Source organism: Providencia sp. PROV255, from assembly GCF_028478065.1.
Lineage (GTDB): Bacteria > Pseudomonadota > Gammaproteobacteria > Enterobacterales > Enterobacteriaceae > Providencia > Providencia rettgeri.
The window spans coordinates 277,555-298,544 of sequence record NZ_JAMPMI010000006.1; the positions used below are offsets into that span (position 1 = coordinate 277,555).

The 20,990-nt window shown below is 39.9% G+C and carries 16 protein-coding genes, 1 pseudogene and 1 other annotated feature; of the genes and pseudogenes, 7 read left to right on the top strand and 10 right to left on the bottom strand.

The genetic code is table 11. From position 1 onward, the window contains the following. Window positions 1-412: 412 nt before the first annotated feature. The 6 genes and pseudogenes from PR725_RS06685 to PR725_RS06710 form a co-directional block, all read right to left on the bottom strand. Window positions 413-2,566: a two-partner secretion domain-containing protein gene (locus tag PR725_RS06685; protein WP_109913216.1), complete on the bottom strand. Its 2,154-nt coding sequence runs from the start codon at window positions 2,564-2,566 to the stop codon at window positions 413-415. A gap of 489 nt (window positions 2,567-3,055) precedes the next feature. Then, window positions 3,056-3,862, bottom strand: a complete 807-nt coding sequence (gene trpA / locus PR725_RS06690) for a tryptophan synthase subunit alpha (RefSeq protein WP_272568216.1) — start codon at window positions 3,860-3,862, stop codon at window positions 3,056-3,058. Then, window positions 3,862-5,052, bottom strand: coding sequence for a tryptophan synthase subunit beta (trpB, locus tag PR725_RS06695; RefSeq protein WP_109912279.1), 1,191 nt, complete (start codon window positions 5,050-5,052; stop codon window positions 3,862-3,864). Before trpB ends, trpA begins: the two co-directional genes overlap by 1 nt. A 63-nt stretch (window positions 5,053-5,115) precedes the next feature. Next, the gene (gene trpCF, locus PR725_RS06700; RefSeq protein ID WP_110731955.1) at window positions 5,116-6,492 is read right to left on the bottom strand and encodes a bifunctional indole-3-glycerol-phosphate synthase TrpC/phosphoribosylanthranilate isomerase TrpF; all 1,377 of its coding nucleotides are present in this window, start codon (window positions 6,490-6,492) and stop codon (window positions 5,116-5,118) included. A 1-nt stretch (window position 6,493) separates the two neighbouring features. Then, window positions 6,494-8,128 (bottom strand): annotated as a pseudogene (trpD, locus tag PR725_RS06705) (bifunctional anthranilate synthase glutamate amidotransferase component TrpG/anthranilate phosphoribosyltransferase TrpD). Then, window positions 8,128-9,702, bottom strand: coding sequence for an anthranilate synthase component 1 (locus tag PR725_RS06710; RefSeq protein WP_109912275.1), 1,575 nt, complete (start codon window positions 9,700-9,702; stop codon window positions 8,128-8,130). The pseudogene trpD and the gene PR725_RS06710 overlap by 1 nt, the downstream one beginning before the upstream one ends. 26 nt (window positions 9,703-9,728) lie before the next feature. Further along, window positions 9,729-9,830: a sequence feature (Trp leader region), on the bottom strand. Between the two features lie 139 nt (window positions 9,831-9,969). On the opposite strand from PR725_RS06710, the gene rnm reads away from it, so the two are divergent. From rnm to aphA, 4 genes are all read left to right on the top strand, one after another. Further along, window positions 9,970-10,866 (top strand): RNase RNM, encoded by an 897-nt coding sequence (rnm, locus tag PR725_RS06715; RefSeq protein WP_004911072.1) that lies wholly within the window; start codon window positions 9,970-9,972, stop codon window positions 10,864-10,866. 150 nt (window positions 10,867-11,016) lie between these two features. Continuing rightward, a complete protein-coding gene (locus PR725_RS06720; protein WP_004911068.1) occupies window positions 11,017-11,637 on the top strand; it encodes an L-threonylcarbamoyladenylate synthase in 621 nt (206 codons plus the stop codon). 202 nt (window positions 11,638-11,839) lie between these two features. After that, on the top strand, window positions 11,840-12,757 hold the full coding sequence (gene rluB, locus PR725_RS06725) for a 23S rRNA pseudouridine(2605) synthase RluB (protein ID WP_196723555.1): 918 nt from the start codon (window positions 11,840-11,842) through the stop codon (window positions 12,755-12,757). 299 nt (window positions 12,758-13,056) lie between these two features. Next, window positions 13,057-13,770, top strand: a complete 714-nt coding sequence (gene aphA, locus PR725_RS06730) for an acid phosphatase AphA (protein ID WP_272568225.1) — start codon at window positions 13,057-13,059, stop codon at window positions 13,768-13,770. A gap of 217 nt (window positions 13,771-13,987) precedes the next feature. Here aphA and PR725_RS06735 read toward each other — a convergent pair whose 3' ends face one another. The 3 genes from PR725_RS06735 to PR725_RS06745 all read right to left on the bottom strand — a co-directional run bounded on the left by PR725_RS06735 (window position 13,988) and on the right by PR725_RS06745 (window position 15,609). Next, window positions 13,988-14,167, bottom strand: a complete 180-nt coding sequence (locus PR725_RS06735) for a hypothetical protein (RefSeq protein WP_272568227.1) — start codon at window positions 14,165-14,167, stop codon at window positions 13,988-13,990. A gap of 81 nt (window positions 14,168-14,248) precedes the next feature. Further along, on the bottom strand, window positions 14,249-14,839 hold the full coding sequence (gene cobO, locus PR725_RS06740; RefSeq protein WP_004911054.1) for a cob(I)yrinic acid a,c-diamide adenosyltransferase: 591 nt from the start codon (window positions 14,837-14,839) through the stop codon (window positions 14,249-14,251). Window positions 14,840-14,844: 5 nt separating this feature from the next. Next, the gene (locus PR725_RS06745) at window positions 14,845-15,609 is read right to left on the bottom strand and encodes a YciK family oxidoreductase (protein ID WP_109912273.1); all 765 of its coding nucleotides are present in this window, start codon (window positions 15,607-15,609) and stop codon (window positions 14,845-14,847) included. A gap of 178 nt (window positions 15,610-15,787) precedes the next feature. Between PR725_RS06745 and sohB the strand changes: the two genes are divergently transcribed. Beyond that, entirely contained in the window at window positions 15,788-16,834 is a 1,047-nt protein-coding gene (sohB, locus tag PR725_RS06750; RefSeq protein WP_109912272.1) for a protease SohB, read from the top strand. A 96-nt stretch (window positions 16,835-16,930) separates the two neighbouring features. On the opposite strand, the gene PR725_RS06755 is transcribed toward sohB, so the two are convergent. Beyond that, entirely contained in the window at window positions 16,931-17,188 is a 258-nt protein-coding gene (locus PR725_RS06755) for a DUF2498 family protein (RefSeq protein ID WP_094960535.1), read from the bottom strand. A 290-nt stretch (window positions 17,189-17,478) separates the two neighbouring features. Here PR725_RS06755 and topA point away from each other — a divergent pair, with 290 nt between their 5' ends. Together topA and sodC are read left to right on the top strand one after the other, a co-directional pair. Beyond that, a complete protein-coding gene (gene topA / locus PR725_RS06760) occupies window positions 17,479-20,085 on the top strand; it encodes a type I DNA topoisomerase (RefSeq protein ID WP_004911045.1) in 2,607 nt (868 codons plus the stop codon). A gap of 318 nt (window positions 20,086-20,403) precedes the next feature. Continuing rightward, window positions 20,404-20,928, top strand: a complete 525-nt coding sequence (sodC, locus tag PR725_RS06765; protein WP_042851597.1) for a superoxide dismutase family protein — start codon at window positions 20,404-20,406, stop codon at window positions 20,926-20,928. Window positions 20,929-20,990: the final 62 nt, after the last annotated feature.

Here is a 20,990-nt window from a genome sequence, read left to right on the forward strand (position 1 = left end):
GCTTTATTTTGAAAAGGTTTTCATTTATATCCCTATAATAAACCTATTATTAAGTTATTTTTTCCTTTGAGTATTTTTAATTATGCTTTAAATATATGTGAAATAAAAATCAATTAAACTGATTGAGTTAGTATAAATACTTTTGGGGTTTGTTACTGAAAATACAACCAATATAATTCATTCTATGGTGGCTTATTTATCTCCAATAAAATCAATGAGTAAAGAATGCTCTATATTAAATTGAATAGGTATTTTTACTTGGATTTAGAACGCTTCTATTTACTGTTAATATGAGCAATAATTAAAGTAGCTTAAGGAACATTAATGGTGCTAAAATAATTCTATTTATTATATTGTTGACACTCTGCTTTGGAGTAAATAAGGAGGCTATTTGCCTCCTTATTTTACCTAACTAGTAATAATTAGGTGTATTTAAGATAATCATGGAACCTAGAATTTGCCCATAAGGGCTATTGTAAATTACAGGACTTGTAATTTTAGTCGTTCCCATTGAGCTTAAGCGACCATTATTATTATCTACACGAGTAAAGGTATCGATAGTTAAATCTTTACCAGCGTCAACAGTACCAGAGTAAGTATTATTTAACTTATTTACATCTAATGTGACATTATTTGTACCTTGGATTTTACCATAACGGTTATCAAGGTCATTTCTTAATGTAATATCAATGTCACCTACGTTTGGCGCTTTTTGTGTTTGATTAGCAGCAATAACACCAGAATAGTTATTTAAGCTATTTGCTTTGATAGTCGCTGAACCATCTTTCGCGTAGATCCCACCCGTTTGGCCAGCAACACCAAATTTACTCGCGTAACTATTAAACCCATTAGCGTAGCTATTATCAACACTTGTTGCATTAACAACCACATTTGAATCTGCAGTGATTAAGCCTCTCCCATTACCTAAATGGGTGGTTTTGATGTCTAAGTTATTGGCTTTGATAAATCCATACTGATTATTAAGAGAATAAAGATCAAATTTTGATTTACCTGCGCCCGAAGCGAGTGAACCTTGGTTGTAAATGATGTTAGCTTTGATATTCAATGCCTTTCCACTATCGATTGCAGCATAACCGTTATTTACTAGGTTACTTGATAGGGTGATATTGGTCTGTCCATTGGTGGATTTAATCAGTGAATTATTGTTTTGTAACGTAACAGAATCGATATCGATTTTTCTTTTAGCTAGAATCTGCGAGCTATTATCATTCGCGACAATATTACGGGCATTTATTGTGATATCACGGCCTGATAACGTAGAGTTATTATTTGCAAGTGTTGTCGTATCAATTGATAAATCACCACCTGCTCGAATTCCTCGTTCGTCTACATTAATGACGTTATTACGTAGGGTATAGTTATTGTCAATCTTACCTGTCGCACGAATTGCAATATTTCCACGATTAGTTTTAATTGAACCGTTAGTGTTAACAATATTTGCAGTCGCGATGTTCATGTCTTGCTGAGCATGAATAATACCACTTCGGTTATCAACACTCGTAGCTGAAGCCAGTTTGAGATTGCCATCATTAGACTTAATCTGTCCATTCACATTACTCAGAACTGAGTTTTGTGCATTAATATCAACATCACCATTCGCTACAATAGTTGCTGTATTATATAACCCATTGGATTTTATATTGATATTACCATTGGCATTCATTTTTCCTGCTTGGTTATACACTAATCCCGTTGAATCAATGTTAACTCCACCAGTTCCGGCAATTAAGTTTCCGTTATTAGAAACACCGGTTCCACTTTCCGTGGAAACTAGCGTAATTTTATTGGCATACATCCCTCCCATAGCCGCGACATCAACACCGATTCGCGTGGCAGACCCAACTCCTTGTACCTTGGTAATGTAATTACCTTTTGCATCAACAAAGTTATTGCCTGCTACAACATTAATTTCTTTGGCGCGAATGTCTCCACGGATCACTGCAGAGCGAGCGATAATATCAGTAGGGGAATCTGACTGTAAGCGGCTATTAATAATAATCTGACCTTTTTCAACGTTATAGCCAAGAACTTCACCACCAGCAACAATTGGCTTACCTGTTGTTAAAGTCACCCGATCGGTATTAATAAATCCACAGTTATTACATGTGATGCCTGATGCGTTAGCAACAATAACTTGCGCTTTATCACCAGCGACTTCAATCATACCGCCTAAAGTACTTGCTTTATTTGAATTAACTTCATTCAAAATAACTTTTGCAGGGCCATTACCATTATTTAAATTTAAGTTGCCATTAATTTGGCCCCCTAAAGTGGTATTCGTGTTGGCTGTACTGTTATTTAAAATAACCCCTTTTTGGTCAACATCAAATTGGCTATAAATGTTGTGTGAAACACCTTTGTCACTTGCGCCTTTAATGTGAACGATAGTAGGACCATTACTTTGATTTATTACGCCAGCACCATTGGTATTAACAACTGCTCCGTGAGCAATAGATATCGATCCTAAAATAACAGACACACTTAAAAAGAGTGGCTTAACTCTCATCATAGGATGAGTGATAGAATGATTGGTAGAATGTTTCATAAATATCCCTAAAATAGACTATAGATAAAATTAAAAATAGCTAATTAAAATTCCATTAAAGCATAGGGATTATGCGTTATATTAATTTTCATTAAAATTTAATTGTATTTAAGTTGAGTCATAAAAATATGGGGAGAGTAATACTCCCATATTATACTATAAATAGTGTTTTATATATCTAGTGCGTAAAATGCTAATTTAATCAAATAGTAACACTTACTCTGCTACAGATATATTAAGAGAAAGTACTAGTGTAATAACACGTATCTGTTGATTTTAATATTGGTGGTTTATATTAGTAAATATTATGATTGGTTTTTTTGGACTATTTGAGAGTTTTAAAACTGAAAAATACTGAATATATTTAAATAATATTTCTAAAAATAACGTTAAAAGGATTGAAAATCGCCCAGACAAAATTTAATTATATGATTTAAGTAATCAAGCCAATAAACTTAAGTATGACTTGATTACTATTTATTGTTTAGCCTATTTCTGTGTTGCTGCTTTCATTTTTGCAACAAACTCAGTTAATGATGTAAGCATAACATCAGGGCAATTTAAGTTGTTTTCGATGATTTTAACCATGGCTGAACCAGAAATTGCACCTGCTGCACCATTTTTAATCGCTTCTTTGACTTGTTCAGGTTCAGATATCCCAAAACCTTGTAGGGCAGGAGCCGCGTTATACTGATTTAATTGGCTCAATAAATGAGCTAATGGCGTTTCAGCGCGTTTTTCTGTGCCTGTTACGCCTGCACGTGATAACAAATAAGTATAACCTTGGCTATATTTCCCAATTTGTTGCAGTAATTCATCATTGGCATTGGGTGGGCAAATAAAAATAGGAGCAATGTTGCGTGCCAATGCAGCTTCACGAAATGGTTGTGATTCGGACATCGGGACATCTGCAACTAATACGGAATCAACACCTGCTTTTTCGCAGCGAATATAAAAATTTTCAATACCATTGGTAAAAACTAAATTTGCATACACTAATAAGCCAATCGGAATAGTAGGGTGTTTTTCTCTAATACGACTTAGTAACTCGAAACAAATAGTCGGGGTGATTTCACTTTGAAATGCGCGTAAATTTGCATTTTGGATGGTTGGGCCATCCGCCAATGGATCAGAAAATGGAATACCAATCTCTAATGCATCAGCGCCACCAGCAATCAAAGCATCAACAATGTTTAATGATAATTCAGCATCAGGGTCACCTAAAGTGACAAATGGAACAAATGCCCCTTGGTTATCGTGAGTTAAACGTTTAAAAAGTTGGGTATAACGTTCCATTAAATTTCTCCTCTGCTGGCTAAAATATCATGCACTGTAAAAATATCTTTATCACCACGGCCAGACAAATTGACGATTAATAATTGTTCTTTATTGGGTTCTTGCTCTGCCATTTTTAATGCATAAGCGAGGGCATGAGAAGATTCTAATGCTGGAATTATTCCTTCTTTACGTGATAATAATTTAAAAGCATTCAGGGCTTCATCATCGGTAATCGAAACATATTCTGCGCGACCAATACTATTTAAATGAGCATGTTGAGGCCCAACAGAAGGAAAATCTAATCCTGCAGAGATGGAATATGACTCTTCAATTTGACCTTCACTAGTTTGCATCATCGGTGATTTCATACCGAAATAAATCCCAACACGACCATGTTTTAATGGCGCACCATGTTGGCCTGATTCAATACCTAATCCAGCAGGTTCAACACCAATTAGTTTCACATGTTCTTCTGGAATAAAAGAGGCAAATAAACCGATTGCATTTGAACCACCACCAATACAGGCAACGACAGCATCGGGTAAACGGCCTTCTTTTTCAAGAATTTGTTGTTTTGCTTCATCACCAATCATACGTTGGAATTCACGTACAATTGTTGGGTAAGGGTGTGGACCCGCCGCAGTTCCTAATAAATAATGAGCTTTATCATAGCTGCCAGACCAGTCCCTTAATGCTTCATTACACGCATCTTTCAAGGTTGCCGAACCGCTATGAACAGATATAACTTCAGCACCCATTAATTTCATACGAAATACATTGGGAGACTGGCGTTCAACATCTTTAGCGCCCATGTAGATACGGCATTTCATATTCAATAATGCACAAGCCAGTGCGGTTGCAACTCCATGTTGCCCAGCACCGGTTTCTGCAATAATTTCGTTTTTTCCCATTCGCTTAGCCAGTAGCGCTTGGCCTAATACTTGGTTGGTTTTATGGGCGCCGCCGTGCAGTAAATCTTCGCGTTTTAAATAGAGTTTTGTTTTCGTACCGGCAGTTAAGTTTTTACATAATGTTAGTGCAGTAGGGCGACCTGCATAATTCTTTAGTAAGTCGTGAAATTCACGAATAAACTCAGCATCATTCTGTGCGTCGATAAACGCGTCTTCTAATTGATTTAATGCTGGGATCAGAATTTCTGGGACATATTGCCCACCAAACTCGCCAAAATACGGATCTAATTTACTCATGATTTATTGTCCATTTTAACAGTTACATTAATTGGTGTTGGAGTTTTATCTTTTCGTTGTGTATTAGTGAGCCGTTGATTCGGCTAACAACGCTGACAACACCAAATTTATTTTTTGTTCACTTTTTATACCAGGTTCAATTTCAACCCCTGAATTAAAGTCTAATCCGTTGCACAGTAACTTTGCAGCATCTAGGCAGTTATCTGGTGTAAGTCCCCCCGCAATCATTATTTTTTGTGTTGCAGATGAAGGGATTTCTGACCAATTGAAGGTTTTACCAGTGCCACCTTGTCCGTTATCCAGTAGTAACACATCAATGTCTTGTGTGTCATAGTCATTTAAAGTTGTTCTTGACATATCAAGCGCTTTCCAAACTTCACAGTAGTTTGGTAAAAATGTTTTTAACGTATTGATATAAGCAGAGTCTTCTTCACCATGTAGTTGCACCGCAGATAACGCAAGCTGTTTGGCAATATGGGCAACAAAATCGGCGGACTGATTACGGAAAACACCGACATATTTTAACGGCGCAGCATGGATGATAGTTTGCGCCTGTGACAACGTCACTTTTCTCGGGGAGGTTTCAGCAAAAATTAATCCACCGTAGTGTGCTCCTGCTTTAAATGCGGCTTTTGCATCTTGTTCGCGGGTTAAACCACAGACTTTATGTTCCCCAACTAGCAGGTTTCGAATGGCTTTATCTAAGTCAGCTTGCTCCATTAGTGCGCTACCAATTAAAAAACCATTTGCAAACTGTCTCAGTGACTGAATATGTTGGTGTTGATGAATGCCTGACTCACTGATCACTATCGTTTCTTTTGCTAAGCGAGGCGCGAGCTCACGAGTCCGATTTAAATCAATAGAAAGGTCGCGTAAATCCCGGTTATTGATGCCAACCACTTTGGCTTTTAACCGAATTGCTCGCTCTAATTCTTCTTCATTACTGACTTCCGTTAATATCCCCATACTCAGTTGATGAGCAACTTCAGCCAATGCGATATATTCATCATCATTTAAGACAGATAACATCAGTAAAATGGCATCTGCTTGGTAGTAACGTGCAAGATAGATTTGGTATGGGTCAATGATAAAATCTTTGCATAATACGGGTTGCTTTACGGTATTACTGACAATCGTTAAGTAATCCATATTGCCTTGAAAATATTTTTCATCGGTGAGAACGGAAATCGCACTCGCATAAGGTGCATATGTCTTGGCTATCATCGCAGGGTCGAAATCAGCACGGATCAAACCCTTTGAAGGAGACGCTTTTTTGCACTCTAAAATAAAAACAGGGCGTTTAGCGCTTAGTGCGTTATAGAAACTACGCTGGCTAGGCTGAACTTCAGCAATAAAGCTTTCTAACGGCTGCTTGGCTTTGCGTTCAATTAAATAGTCAACTTTATCATCAACAATTTTTTGTAAGACTGTCGCTTTCATTTTATTGGTTCCTTGCCGCGAGAGCTGTAACGCGGTCAAATGCTTTACCGCTACGAATAATTGCAAGTGCGTGTTCGCTGTTTTGTTTTAAATCTTCATGGCCATTAATACGCATCAGCATGGCAACATTGGCCGCTACAGCCGCTTCGTGAGCCGCTTGGCCATGGCCTTGAAGTAAATCACTAAGCAATACGCGGTTTTCATCAGGTGTACCGCCTTCTAAGTCGCGTAATTGATATGGTGCTAGCCCAAAATCATCAGCAGTTAATTGATAATGTTGTACTTTGCCATCTTTTAATTCAGCGACTTGAGTGACTGCATGTAATGAAACTTCATCCATCCCTCCACTGTGTACCACAGCTGCACGGGTAAAACCAAGCATCTGTAGTGTTTCAGACACAGGTTTTACCAATGATCCTTGGTACACACCGATAAGGGCAATCGGTGGGCGAGCTGGATTAATTAATGGCCCCAATACATTAAATAACGTTCGAGTTTTTAGTTGAGTACGCACAGGGGCAGCATGACGGAACCCACTGTGGTATTGTGGTGCGAATAAAAAACAAACACCAAGCTCATCTAATGCGTCACGAGCACTTTGCGCACTGAGGTCTAAGGCGATACCAAAGGCGGCAAGTAAATCCGAAGAACCTGAACGGCTCGAAACACTTCGATTACCGTGTTTCGCCACTTTAATCCCACATTCAGCAGCAACGAATGCGCTTGCTGTGGAAATATTGATACTATTTGCGCCATCTCCCCCAGTGCCAACGATGTCGCTGAATGGGTAGTCAGGGCGGGGAAATGGCTGTGCATTCTCTAAACAAGCTAACGCGGCTCCAGCAATTTCTTGCGGTTGTTCACCTCGCATTTTCATACTGATTAACACAGCAGCTAATTGAGGTTCTGTTAATTCGCCTTGAATAATAGCATTAAACAAGTACTGGCTTTCTTGTTGAGTCAGTGGTTGCGCTTTAAATAACTTATCATAAATATTTTGCATAATTGGCTCTTTAGTATTCCGTTAGTGCGAATGAGTAGGTTCGGTTGCATTGGGAGTAGAAAGAGCCCATGCCACAGTGTTTTCTAGCAACTGTTTACCTTGCGTTGTTAAAATGGATTCGGGATGAAATTGGAATCCACAAACTCTATCGCTATCATTACGTACAGCCATGACCATGCCATTTGAATGGGCACAAATGGTTAAGCTTTCCGGAATTTGGCTACCAACAAGAGAGTGGTAACGCGCCACTGATATTGGGTTTTCAAGATGATTAAACATAGCTAAACCATCATGTGTGGCAATCGAAGATTTACCATGCAAAATTTCACCTGCGGCTGAAACCGTTCCGCCATAAGCTTCAACGATGGCTTGGTGACCTAAGCAAATACCAATAACAGGAATTTTGCCTTTTACTCGCATTAATACTTCTGGCATTGAACCTGCTTCACTCGGTTTACCAGGGCCGGGTGATAAGACTAGTATCGGTGAAATCATTTGATTTAATACAGATAAAATATGTTCTACATTGACTGTATTGCGATAAATAACCACGTTATGGCCACCTGTGCGCAGTTGGTCTACTAGGTTATAAGTAAAGGAGTCAACGTTATCGAGCAGTAAAATGTTCGCCATTAGAATAACTCCTTAACTTGATGTGCTTGGGCAATTGCACGGATCACTGCACGTGCCTTATTACGGGTTTCATCGGCTTCAGCTTGAGGTACGGAATCTAGAACGACACCACCTCCCGCTTGCACAGTGGCAATACCATTTTCTACGTACGCAGAGCGAATAACGATACAGGTATCAAAATCACCATTTCCTTGAAAATATCCTACAGCTCCTCCGTATGACCCTCGGCGTTCTTGCTCATATTGAGCAATCAGTTGCATGGCTTTTACCTTTGGTGCACCCGTTAAAGTCCCCATATTCATGCAAGCTTGGTATGCATGAAAAACATCTAAATCTTGGCGCAATGTTCCCACAACATGAGAAACTAAGTGCATCACGAAAGAGTAACGGTCAACCTTAGTTAGGTTGGCGACGTAACGGCTACCGGCTTCACAAATACGGGCTAAATCGTTGCGAGCTAAGTCAACTAACATGATGTGTTCAGCGAGTTCTTTTTCATCTGAGCGCATGGAAAGTTCAATTCGGCTGTCTAAGTCGAGGTCTAATTCACCCTGCGCGTTACGCCCACGAGGGCGGGTTCCTGCGATAGGATAAATTTCCACTTTGCGATTTGCTGTTGCATATTTGAGTGCGCTTTCAGGTGAAGCCCCAAAGAGTGTGAATGCTTCATCTTGCATGTAGAACATATAAGGGCTTGGGTTTTGTGCTTTGAGTTTTTGATATGCAATTAAGGGATGTGAGCATGGCATCGTAAATTTACGAGAAGGCACAACCTGAAAAATATCACCACGGTATATGGCTTCTTTTAATGAGGTGACAATTTCCCCGTATTGTTGGTCATTTTTGTTTATCGAGACCGCAAAATCAGGTGCTGTTGCTAAAGGAAGTGCGGGTAAGAACGCACGGCACGAAGCGATAATTTGTGCGTGGCGTTGTGTAACCGTTTCGACATCTTGCTCATTTTGCGTAAATAGGCAACTTTTGAGTCGAGCAGCCTGATTTTGGTGGTCAATCACTAAATAATGCTCAGCAACAAAAAAACAATAGTCAGGGCAGTGATTAACGGTATTCACCTTGGGTAAATCTTCAAAACTGGCGACTAAATCGTATGCAAACAAACCACCAACAAACAGGTTTTCAGGTTTTGTTGAATAGGCTTGCGCGAGAACGGGCAGAGCACGTAAAACGTCTAAACAAGATGCTGCCTTCAGGCGACTATCTTCGTCTAAATCCTTTGCAGGTTGGCTAAACGTTACCGTTAACCTATTTTCTTGCATGCTATGATGTGTGATTAAATGGGTTAATTGTGCTAACAGCTTTGGTAATAAGGCTTGACCATTTGGCGTCAATGCTTCTATTTCAACTTGTTGGCCAAAAGCACGAATACGTAGCGCGCTGTTGACAACCAGTAAGCTTTGTAAGTTGGCCTTATTATTAATTTCAGCAGACTCCAACAACATTGTCGATGGAACTTGATGGCACAGATGATTAAATAATAATGTAGGGTCAGGCTGATAATTAATTGGGCTATCCAGATACTTAAAATGTGCTAATGTGGTGTTTTGTTCGTTCATTATGTTGCCTTACGCTAATTTTTGACATAAAAAAACCCGCCGATGAAGGGCGGGTTTGGCACTGAGACATACAATAACTATGCGTGTGCGGCTTCCGCCCAATTTGGGAAGTCACGCCACCAACGATTTGATAAGTTAAATAAATTCATTGTATGCCTCACTGGATAAACTGATGATTTTTAGCCTTAGCCATCTTGTGTACTAGTTAACTGGATCGTATTGTTTATGTCAAGAACTTTGTTACTTTATTAGGAAATATAGTTGTACATGGAAATTAGAGAAGATATCAATCTGTCGACTGCTTCGCCGCCATTAGTGACTCGCTACGACTTACATAGCCATACGAATGCTTCGGATGGTGACCTTACTCCAGCAGAGTTAATCGAACGTGCGATTGAAAAAGGGGTTAATATTTTAGCGATCACAGATCATGATACCTGTGAAGGTGTATTTGAGGCTCGTCGCTATCTTACTGAAAATGAAAGGCCAATTGAGTTAGTCAATGGTGTTGAAATTTCGACACTGTGGGAAAACATTGAAATACATATTGTGGGGTTAAATTTTTCGACTTCACACCCCGCTATGGCTCAATTGTTGAAAGCACAATCTGAACGTCGCTTCGAGCGTGGTATTGAGATGGGCAGGCGATTACAAAAAGCAGGGATTGATGACGCATGGGAAAATGCGCAACATATTTCTGGTGGTGGGCAGGTAACGCGGGCTCATTTTGCACAGTATATTGTGAAAATAGGTAAAGAAAAAACCATTAATAACGTATTTAAGCGTTATTTATCAAAAGGAAAAATAGGTTACGTTCCTGCGAAGTGGTGCTCAATTCAAGACTCTATCGACGCAATTCATGCGGCCGGTGGTATTGCAGTATTAGCTCATCCTGCGAAATATCAATTATCCAATAAATGGTTAAAACGGTTGGTTGCGTATTTTAAACAGTGTGGAGGTGATGCCATGGAAGTTTCTCATTGCCAGCAGCCGCCACATGAAAAGCAGTATTTAGCGGAATTAGCCAATAATGCAAATTTATACACATCGGTGGGTTCAGATTTTCATCGGCCATGTTCTTGGATAGAGCTTGGCCGAAATTTATGGTTACCTAATGATGATAATGCAGTCTGGACGCTTTGGAATGCGGTAAAAAGCAGCTAATTAATTGATGTATTAATAATGCGGTGTAAAATAATTATTATAAGTGATGATTTATTTCTGAGTAGGTCATCTCATGGAATTAAGAGATAGTAGCATTTATAGGTGTTTTTGCCGGGTGATGCTGTCGATACCCAAAAATTAGAGGTATGTATGAGCCAGTTTTTTTATGTCCATCCGGATAATCCTCAAGCAAGGCTGATTAGCCAGAGTGTTGAAATTCTAAATAAAGGCGGTGTCATTGTTTACCCTACGGATTCAGGATACGCCATTGGATGCCGTTTAGAAGAAAAAGATGCTTTGCAACGTATTTGTCGTATCCGTCAGCTTGATGCTAACCATAATTTCACTTTAATGTGTCGAGATCTCTCTGAGCTATCGAATTACGCACATGTTGATAACACCGTTTTCCGTTTAATTAAAAATAATACGCCAGGTAATTACACCTTTATTTTACGGGCAACGAAAGAAGTTCCACGGCGTTTAATGAATGAAAAACGTAAAACCATTGGCTTACGAGTGCCATCAAACCCGATTGCTCGAGATTTACTCGAAGCTGTTGGTGAACCTTTGATGTCAACCAGTTTGATTATGCCTGGCGATGATTTCACGCAATCAGATCCTGAAGAAATTCGCGATTTACTTGATAAACAAGTCGATTTAGTTATACACGGTGGTTATATCGGGCAAAAACCAACAACTGTGATTGACTTTACTGATGATACACCTGTTGTGGCACGCGTCGGAACAGGGGACCCAACGCCTTTTGAATAAATACAAATACCTAAAAGCCTAAGATTTAGCACGGAATTAAATAAAATCGTATTGAAAGTGCGATATTCAGATAAGTTATAGGGGTTCAGGACAAACCTGTGTATAATGCGCGGGTTTTCAAATTCATTACTTTTTGGTACGGTCACAAGATGACGCGCCAAAAAGATATTTGACGCCTGTGAAGGCGACAGCAGAGGGTTACATGAGCGTAAAACCGCAAAAAACTGAAAAATTACAGAAAATCCTTGCTCGTTCAGGACATGGTTCTCGTCGAGAAATCGAAACATTCCTGCAAGCGGGTCGTATTAGTGTTGATGGCAAAATTGCGACACTTGGAGACCGTGTTGAAGTCACACCAGCAACAAAAATTCGTTTAGATGGTCGTTTATTAGCTATCAAAGAACCTGAAAAAGAAATTTGCCGTGTAATGGCTTATTACAAGCCAGAAGGTGAATTATGTACACGCCATGATCCAGAAGGGCGCCCAACTGTCTTTAACCGTTTACCTCGCTTAACGGGAGCACGGTGGATTGCTGTTGGCCGCTTAGATGTTAACACCAGTGGTTTATTGTTATTTACGACTGATGGTGAGCTAGCTAATCGTTTAATGCACCCGAGCCGTGAAGTTGAGCGTGAATATGCTGTACGTGTGTTTGGTGAAATCAATGAAGCAAAAGTTCGTCAATTAACACAAGGCGTACAGTTGGAAGATGGTCCTGCTTCTTTTAAAACGGTTTCTTACCGTGGCGGAGAAGGGATGAATCAATGGTTTAACGTCACTTTAACTGAAGGGCGTAACCGCGAGGTCCGTCGCCTTTGGGAATCGGTTGGTGTTCAAGTGAGCCGTTTAATCCGAGTGCGTTATGGTGATATTGATTTACCGAAAGGTTTACCACGTGGAGGATGGACGGAACTGGGTTTAGAACAAACCAATTATCTCCGCGAGCTGGTGGAATTGCCGGTAGAAACTGAAAGCAAAGTTGCCGTTGAGCGTGACCAACGTCGTATTAAAGCGAACCAAATTCGCCGTGCAGTAAAACGCCATACGCAAGTTGCATCACGTCCTGCATCAAAACGTCAATCTTCAAGACCAACGGCGAAACGTCGTACTCGCATCTAGATTAATTGCAATTCTCGAATATTAAAAAAGCTGAGGCTCCACCCTCAGCTTTTTTTGATCTAATGTTCTAGTTCACATTATTATGAAAGCTATCAGTAAGAGATGATATTTATGAGATATCCGTCTCATTTTAATGTAATTAAAAGTCTTAGTATGACCCTTCTTGTGGGATATTCCTCACAAAATATTGGGTTACTACTGATAATAAAGACAAATTTACAGATAAACCTATTACTTACCCAGTTTATCCAGATAAATAAAGAATGGTTTAAGTGGATAAACCTGAATAAGGACAAAACATGAAAAAAATAACACTGACTTTGAGTGCGATTGCATTGGCATTAAGTTTTACAGCAACGTCTCAAGCAAAAATTCCAATGCCAGAAACCGTAAGCCCTGGGGTTACCGTTGTTGAACTAGCTCAACAACAGCCTATTCATTGGGTTTCCATCGAACAAATTAAACAAAGCCTAGAAGGCAAAGCGCCAATGGCTGTTGGGTTTGATATCGATGATACGGTGTTATTTTCGAGTCCAGGTTTTTACCGTGGTAAATTAGAGTTCTCTCCTAACGACTTTAGCTATCTCAAAAACCAACAATTTTGGGAAAAAATGAATAATGAGTGGGACAAATTCAGTATGCCAAAACAAGTGGGTATTGATTTAGTCAAAATGCACTTAGATCGCCGTGATACTGTCTATTTCATCACAGGCCGTACGAAAACAAAAACAGAAACGGTGACTAAATACGTTCAAGAAGGTTTAGCAATACCTGCAGATAAAATGCAACCTGTCATTTTTGCAGGCGATGAGCCAGGGCAAAATAATAAGGTGAGCTGGATGCGCGATCACAAATTAACCATCTATTATGGTGATGCTGATGCAGATATCGCGGCAGCTCATGAGTTAGGTATTCGTGGTGTCCGTATTTTACGTGCAGCTAATTCGTCTTATCAACCATTACCAAAAGCAGGGCGTTTTGGTGAAGAGGTGGTGATTAATTCAGAATATTAATTCTGTAATTAGCCATAATAAAAAGGCGGTCATTTAGAAATGACCGCCTTTTTTAAGCGTAGGATATTTTAGTTAGTCACAACAGCATCAATAATCACACGATTACCGGAGATGCTTCCTGTCGTTCCACTCGTGACGATAGGGCTGGTGATCTTAGTGGTATTAGTCGAACGTAAAGCCCCATACTGATTATTAACCCGATTTTTGGAATAAATAGTTAGGTTTTCCCAGCAGTCACTTTTCCTGCGTAGTTTTCTAATGTGCCAATATCAAGCTTTTGGTTATTAGCGGCTGTAATTTGCCCATAATAATTATTGAATGTCGCTTTGAGTTTAATGTAAACATCGTTACGTGCAGCAGCGTTATTATTCACATTTGCAGCAATTGAACCATACAAGTTATTTAGAGTATCTCCTTTAACTTTAACAGTACCACAACTGTATAAATATCGAATTATTGCACTTTATTTAGTGGTTAGTTACCAATCAATCCCTTTTTGAGCTTTAATCCCAATATCAAATGCATGTTTCACTGGGCGCATTTCTGTTACTGTATCGGCTAATTCGATCAAATCTCGGTGGCAACCTCTACCCGTGATCACGACAGACTGATTGGTAGGACGGCTTTGTAATGCTTGAACCACCTCTGCTAATTCGAGGTAATGATAACTCACCATATAGGTGAGCTCATCTAAAATGACTAAATCGTACTGTGGGTCACTTAACAATTGCTTGGCGTACTGCCAAGTTTCCATACAAGCAAGGGTATCGGTCTCTTTATTTTGAGTCTCCCACGTAAACCCTGTTGACATAACATAGAAGGGGACGCCTTGTGGTTCTAGTAGTTCGCGTTCGCCATTATCCCAACCTCCTTTAATAAATTGAACAACAGCGGCTTTTTTACCATGGCCTACTGTACGGCAGACAGTTCCAAATGCGGCTGTGGTTTTGCCTTTCCCATTTCCAGTAAAGACAATAACGATCCCTCGTTCAATTTGTGCGGCTTCAATACGTGCATCTACTTTTTCTTTTAAACGTTGTTGGCGTTCTTCGTGTCGATTTTGAGACATCGTGTTTACTCCGCAGCACCAGGTTTACGTCCGGGTTGAGCATCATAACTACTTCCCGTTTTACGCAGGCTATCATCGCCCATCAAATAGATATAAATAGGCATGATATCAGCAGGGGTTTTTAATTTAAGCGGATTTTCATCAGGAAATGCACTTGCTCGCATTGAGGTTCGAGTGCCGCCTGGGTTAATACAATTTACACGAAGATTAGTCTGCTTATATTCTTCGGCTAGCACTTGCATTAAACCTTCGGTGGCAAATTTTGATACAGCATAGGCGCCCCAACCGGCGCGACCTTGCTTACCTACACTCGAACTGGTGAAAACTAATGAGGCATTAGGTGCTTTGAGTAACAAAGGGAGCAATGCTTGAGTTAGCATAAATGTGGCATTAACATTTATTTGCATAACATCATGCCATAGGTCGCTGGGTTGCTCAGTGATGGGGGCAACCACACCAAGTATTCCGGCATTGTGTAATACGCCATCTAAATAAGGTGTTATTGCGGCAACTTGCGAGGCTAGAGTATAGCAGTCATCAATTGTTGCAGTTAATAAGTCTAATATAAAGCAAGGTGGCTTACTTCCACCTAAAGCGGCTATTTCATCACTAACGGATTGTAATTTATGCTGTGTTCTACCAACAAGGATAAGGGATGCACCATAGCGCGCATAAGTTAGAGCGGCTTCACGGCCAATGCCATCACCGGCACCGGTTACAAGAATCGTTTTACCTTTCAATAGGTCTTGTCTAGGTTGATATTGGAGCATATTCTTTCCTACTATTGTGATTAGCATGTACGGTTATCATCGCACTGATTGTGATAATTGGCTAATCTAACATAGTTATTAACGAAGTTTGTGTGCTAACTCTGTTTTTTTCTGGTTGTTTGCACGTAATCGTGAGATTATTTTTGTAATTGAAGATAAACATCAAAAGGATCAGATTGTGGAGTATTTCTCATTGTATGGGCTATTTTTAGCAAAAGTCGTCACTATTTTGGTGGCGGTGGTTTTGCTAGCTGTCTTTGTGTTTGGCGTAGGTATGCGCCGACAAGGGGCTAAAGGTGCTTTAAAAATCACAGATTTAGGTGAAAGTTATCGTGAGCGCCAACGCCAAATGCAACAAATTAAAATGAATGAACCAGAACATAAAGCGTGGTTGAAAGCATTTAAAAAGCAGCAAAAAGCGAAATCAAAAAGTGAGAAAACAGGGGCGAAATTAGGCCAAACAGGGGTTAAAAAACCTTGTTTATATGTCTTAGACTTTAAAGGTAGCATGGATGCCCGCGAAGTTGCCTCTTTACGTGAAGAGATCAGTGCAATTCTTGCTGTTGCCGATCAACAAGATGAAGTTTTGTTAAGACTTGAAAGCCCTGGTGGAATGGTTCATGGTTACGGTTTAGCAGCTTCTCAATTATTAAGAATCAAAGAAAAAAATATCCCACTTACCATTGCGGTTGATAAAGTTGCGGCGAGTGGCGGATACATGATGGCATGCATTGCAGATAAAATTATTGCTGCACCATTTGCCATTATTGGTTCGATTGGTGTGGTTGCTCAAATTCCGAATATTCATCGGTTATTAAAAAAACATGATGTTGACGTTGAACTTCATACCGCAGGTGAATACAAGCGTACATTGACCATGTTAGGTGAAAACACGGAACAAGGCCGTAAAAAATTTGTTGAAGATTTAAATTCAACGCATGAATTGTTTAAACAATTTGTTCATCAAAACCGCCCATCTTTAGATATTTCTGCAGTTGCAACAGGGGAATATTGGTATGGTTCGCAGGCAATTGAAAAAGGGCTTGTGGATAAAATTGGCGTAAGTGATGATTTTATTATTAATGCAATTGATACTAAGGAAATAGTTAGTATTCGTTATGTGTTAAGTAAAAAAATGATGGATAAGTTTATGGGAAGCGCGGCAAAGAGCGTGGATAACTTATTATTGCGCTGGTGGCAACGCGGGCAAAAACCACTCTTGTAATTTTAAATTTCGCCTAGCGAATAAGCGTTTTTAAATCTACTATTAATTTACCGGCGTTAAAGCCGGTAAATTTTATACAAAAAGCAAACGTGTTAATTAGTTATTATCACTTAATTGGTATTGTTCTGACAGTACATGAGCGAGATGTTTGTACATATTAAAAGCAGCTGTACTTTTTAAAGTAGGAATATTGTTCTCATCTAAGAAGAATTCTCCTTTAAATACCAATGTACCCCGATGCTGCTCAACGGTGTCAACAAACATACCATGAATATAATCATCATGTTTCTTTATGATATCATTAGCTTTTTCAAGTAACTCTTTTTTTGTGATGAACGGTAAATTATCTTGCATAACTTGGCTTCCTTGAAAAAATAATTGGTTGCTTCTAGCATTTTATCAGGTAGAGTGTGTGGTTTTCAATTGTGACTAAACATCTTTATGTGGTTAAAATCAGTCAACTAGAAGACACTTTGTGCTTTTTAGAATAACGTGATTGAGTTTATAAGTTTTGTTTCAACACAAATAATTGTTTAAAAATATATTGATATATTGTGATTGTGTCGCAATATAAAAAAGAGATTCTCATTTTGCGCATTTTAATGTAGAAATGCGCCATTGTTGATATTTAGGTAAAGGTAAATATGGGTAAAGCTCTTGTTATAGTGGAGTCCCCGGCAAAGGCCAAAACGATTAATAAGTATCTTGGCAGTGGCTACGTTGTAAAAAGCAGCGTTGGCCACATTCGTGATCTGCCGAAAAGCGGCTCTGGTTCACAAACCGGCTCACAAAAGAGTACAGGCTCATCTACCGACAAAACAAAGAAAGTAAAAAAAGATCCGCGTGATGCGTTAGTTAAGCGCATGGGGATCGACCCTTACCATGGTTGGAAAGCGAATTATCAAATTCTACCGGGTAAAGAAAAAGTGGTTTCTGAACTTAAATCATTGGCGGAGGATGCCGAACACATCTACCTCGCAACGGACTTGGACCGCGAAGGGGAAGCTATTGCGTGGCATTTACGCGAAGTGATAGGTGGAGACGATTCTCGTTTTAGTCGTGTTGTATTTAATGAGATCACCAAAAATGCGATCACTCAGGCATTTGATAGCCCTGGGGAATTAAACATAGATAGAGTTAACGCACAACAAGCGCGTCGTTTTATGGACCGAGTTGTGGGTTATATGGTTTCTCCGTTGCTGTGGAAAAAAGTCGCTCGTGGCTTATCGGCTGGCCGTGTTCAGTCAGTTGCAGTGAAACTCATTGTTGAACGTGAACGGGAAATTAAAGCTTTCGTCCCTGAAGAATATTGGGAACTGCATGCCGATTTAGCTGATAAAGATATCGCTAACTTGCGTATGGAAGTCACTTCACAAGGTGGTAAGGCATTTAAACCAGTCAATAAAGCGCAAACAGAGGCAGCAGTTAAGCTACTTGAAAAAGCCCGTTTTGCGGTTGTTGACCGTGAAGATAGGCCGACATCAAGTAAGCCGAGCGCACCGTATATCACGTCAACGTTGCAACAAGCCGCCAGTACTCGTTTAGGTTTTGGCGTGAAAAAAACCATGATGATGGCTCAGCGTCTTTATGAAGCAGGGTATATCACTTATATGCGTACTGACTCAACAAACTTGAGCCAAGATGCATTGGATATGGTTCGTGGCTATATTAATGATAATTTTGGCGCTAAATATCTGCCAAAAGATGCGAATGTTTATAGCAGTAAAGATAATTCGCAAGAGGCGCACGAAGCCATTCGTCCTTCTAGTGTCGATGTTTTACCTGAGTCACTAAAAGACATGGAGAACGATGCGAAAAGGTTGTATCAATTAATTTGGAATCAGTTTGTGGCCTGTCAAATGACGCCAGCAAAATATGATTCAACAACCTTGACAGTCAAAGCAGGTGATTTTGAACTAAAAGCCAAAGGGCGTACTTTACGTTTCGATGGTTGGACGAAAGTCATGCCTGCACTGCGTAAAAATGATGAAGATAAAACATTGCCACCAATACAAGTTGGTGCGGAGTTATCTTTAATTGAGCTATTACCTAGCCAGCACTTTACTAAGCCACCAGCTCGCTTTAGTGAAGCATCTTTAGTTAAAGAGCTCGAAAAACGTGGTATTGGTCGTCCTTCGACGTATGCAGCGATTATTTCGACGATCCAAGACAGAGGTTATGTCAAAGTTGAAAATCGTCGTTTTTATGCAGAGAAAATGGGTGAGATTGTCACGGATCGTTTAGAGGAAAACTTTAACGACCTGATGAACTACGATTTTACTGCGCGTATGGAAGACCAACTGGACCATGTTGCAAACCATGATGCTGAGTGGAAAGCCGTATTAGATGAATTCTTCTCTGACTTTAGTAAGCAGCTAGATGTTGCTGAAAAAGAACCAGAGGAAGGGGGAATGCGTACTAACCCAATGGTGATCACCTCAATCATTTGCCCTGATTGTGAACGTCATATGGGTATCCGTACTGCATCAACCGGGGTATTTTTAGGTTGTTCTGGTTACGCACTACCACCAAAAGAACGTTGTAAGAAAACAATAAACCTTATCCCTGAAGACGAAGTCTTGAATGTGCTTGAAGGGGATGATGCGGAAACTAATGCGTTAAGAGCAAAACGTCGCTGTCCAAAGTGTGGCACCGCGATGGACAGCTATTTGATTGATAATGGCCGTAAATTACATGTATGTGGTAATAACCCTGCATGTGAAGGTTATGAAATCGAAGAAGGCGAATTTCGTATTAAGGGTTATGACGGCCCAGTCATTGAATGTGACAAGTGTGGATCAGAAATGCACCTGAAAATGGGGCGTTTTGGTAAGTACATGGGTTGTACTAACGAAGAGTGTAAAAATACGCGTAAAATCTTACGAAGTGGCGAAGTCGCACCACCGAAAGAAGACCCGGTTCCATTACCGGAACTTCCATGTGAAAAATCCGATGCGTATTTTGTGTTACGTGATGGTGCTGCTGGGGTTTTCCTTGCGGCAAACACATTCCCAAAATCACGAGAAACGCGTGCACCATTAGTTGCAGAATTACAGCGCTTTAAAGACCGTTTACCTGAAAAACTGGCTTATTTGGCTGAAGCACCAGCTGAAGATGGCGAAGGTAACCCAACTGTCGTCCGTTTTAGTCGTAAAACGAAACAGCAATATGTTTCTTCAGAAAAAAATGGTAAAGCGACGGGGTGGAGTGCATTCTACGTTGATGGTAAATGGGAAGTGAAAGAGAAATAATAATTCCCTTTTGCATTCAAACAAAAAAGCCAATCATTTAATTTGATTGGCTTTTTTATTAACTTGTCAATTTCATATCAATGCCTATCGGTGAATAACCCACTGTTATACTGTCATTTCCTTTATTTCTTATCGCTCACTGTGATATAACCGCCAATTTTTAACTAAACTCAAATGTAGCACCAAAGTGATAACTAATTTGTGTTAACTTAAGATAGAGTCATTGTAATTATCAATAGATAGTAATAGTTCTTACCTTGTTAAGGTCTTTAGGTAAGTCGATGGAATGATAGATAAAAGTTATCCACCGGAGGCAAAATGAAGTTAAAAATGTGTTTACTGGCTGCATTATTGACAGCGGGGACAGCATACGCTGCTCAATCTACTGTTGTATTAAAAGAAGCGACCCCAACAGGTGATGGTAAAGCAATTGGTGAAGTTGTTATCTCAGAAACAGAATATGGATTACTATTTACACCAAAATTAACGGGCCTACAAGCAGGCATTCATGGGTTTCATATTCATGAGAACCCAAGTTGCGAACCCGCAGAGAAAGATGGCAAATCGGTACCTGCATTAAAAGCAGGCGGTCATTTAGACCCCGCTAAAACAGGTGTCCACAAAGGCCCTTATGATAACACAGGGCATTTAGGTGATTTACCCGGTCTAGTTGCCGATAGCCAAGGTAATGCTGATTACGCGGTACTAGCACCACGTTTAAAATCACTCAAAGATGTTCAAGACCGTGCATTGATGGTGCATGTGGGTGGTGATAACTATTCTGATAATCCAGAAGCGTTAGGCGGTGGTGGGGCTAGAATGGCCTGCGGCGTCATCAAATAATACGCGTCATATTTCAAGCTGTGGCGTTGTTAGCTGCGCTCGCTAACCCTAGTCACATACTT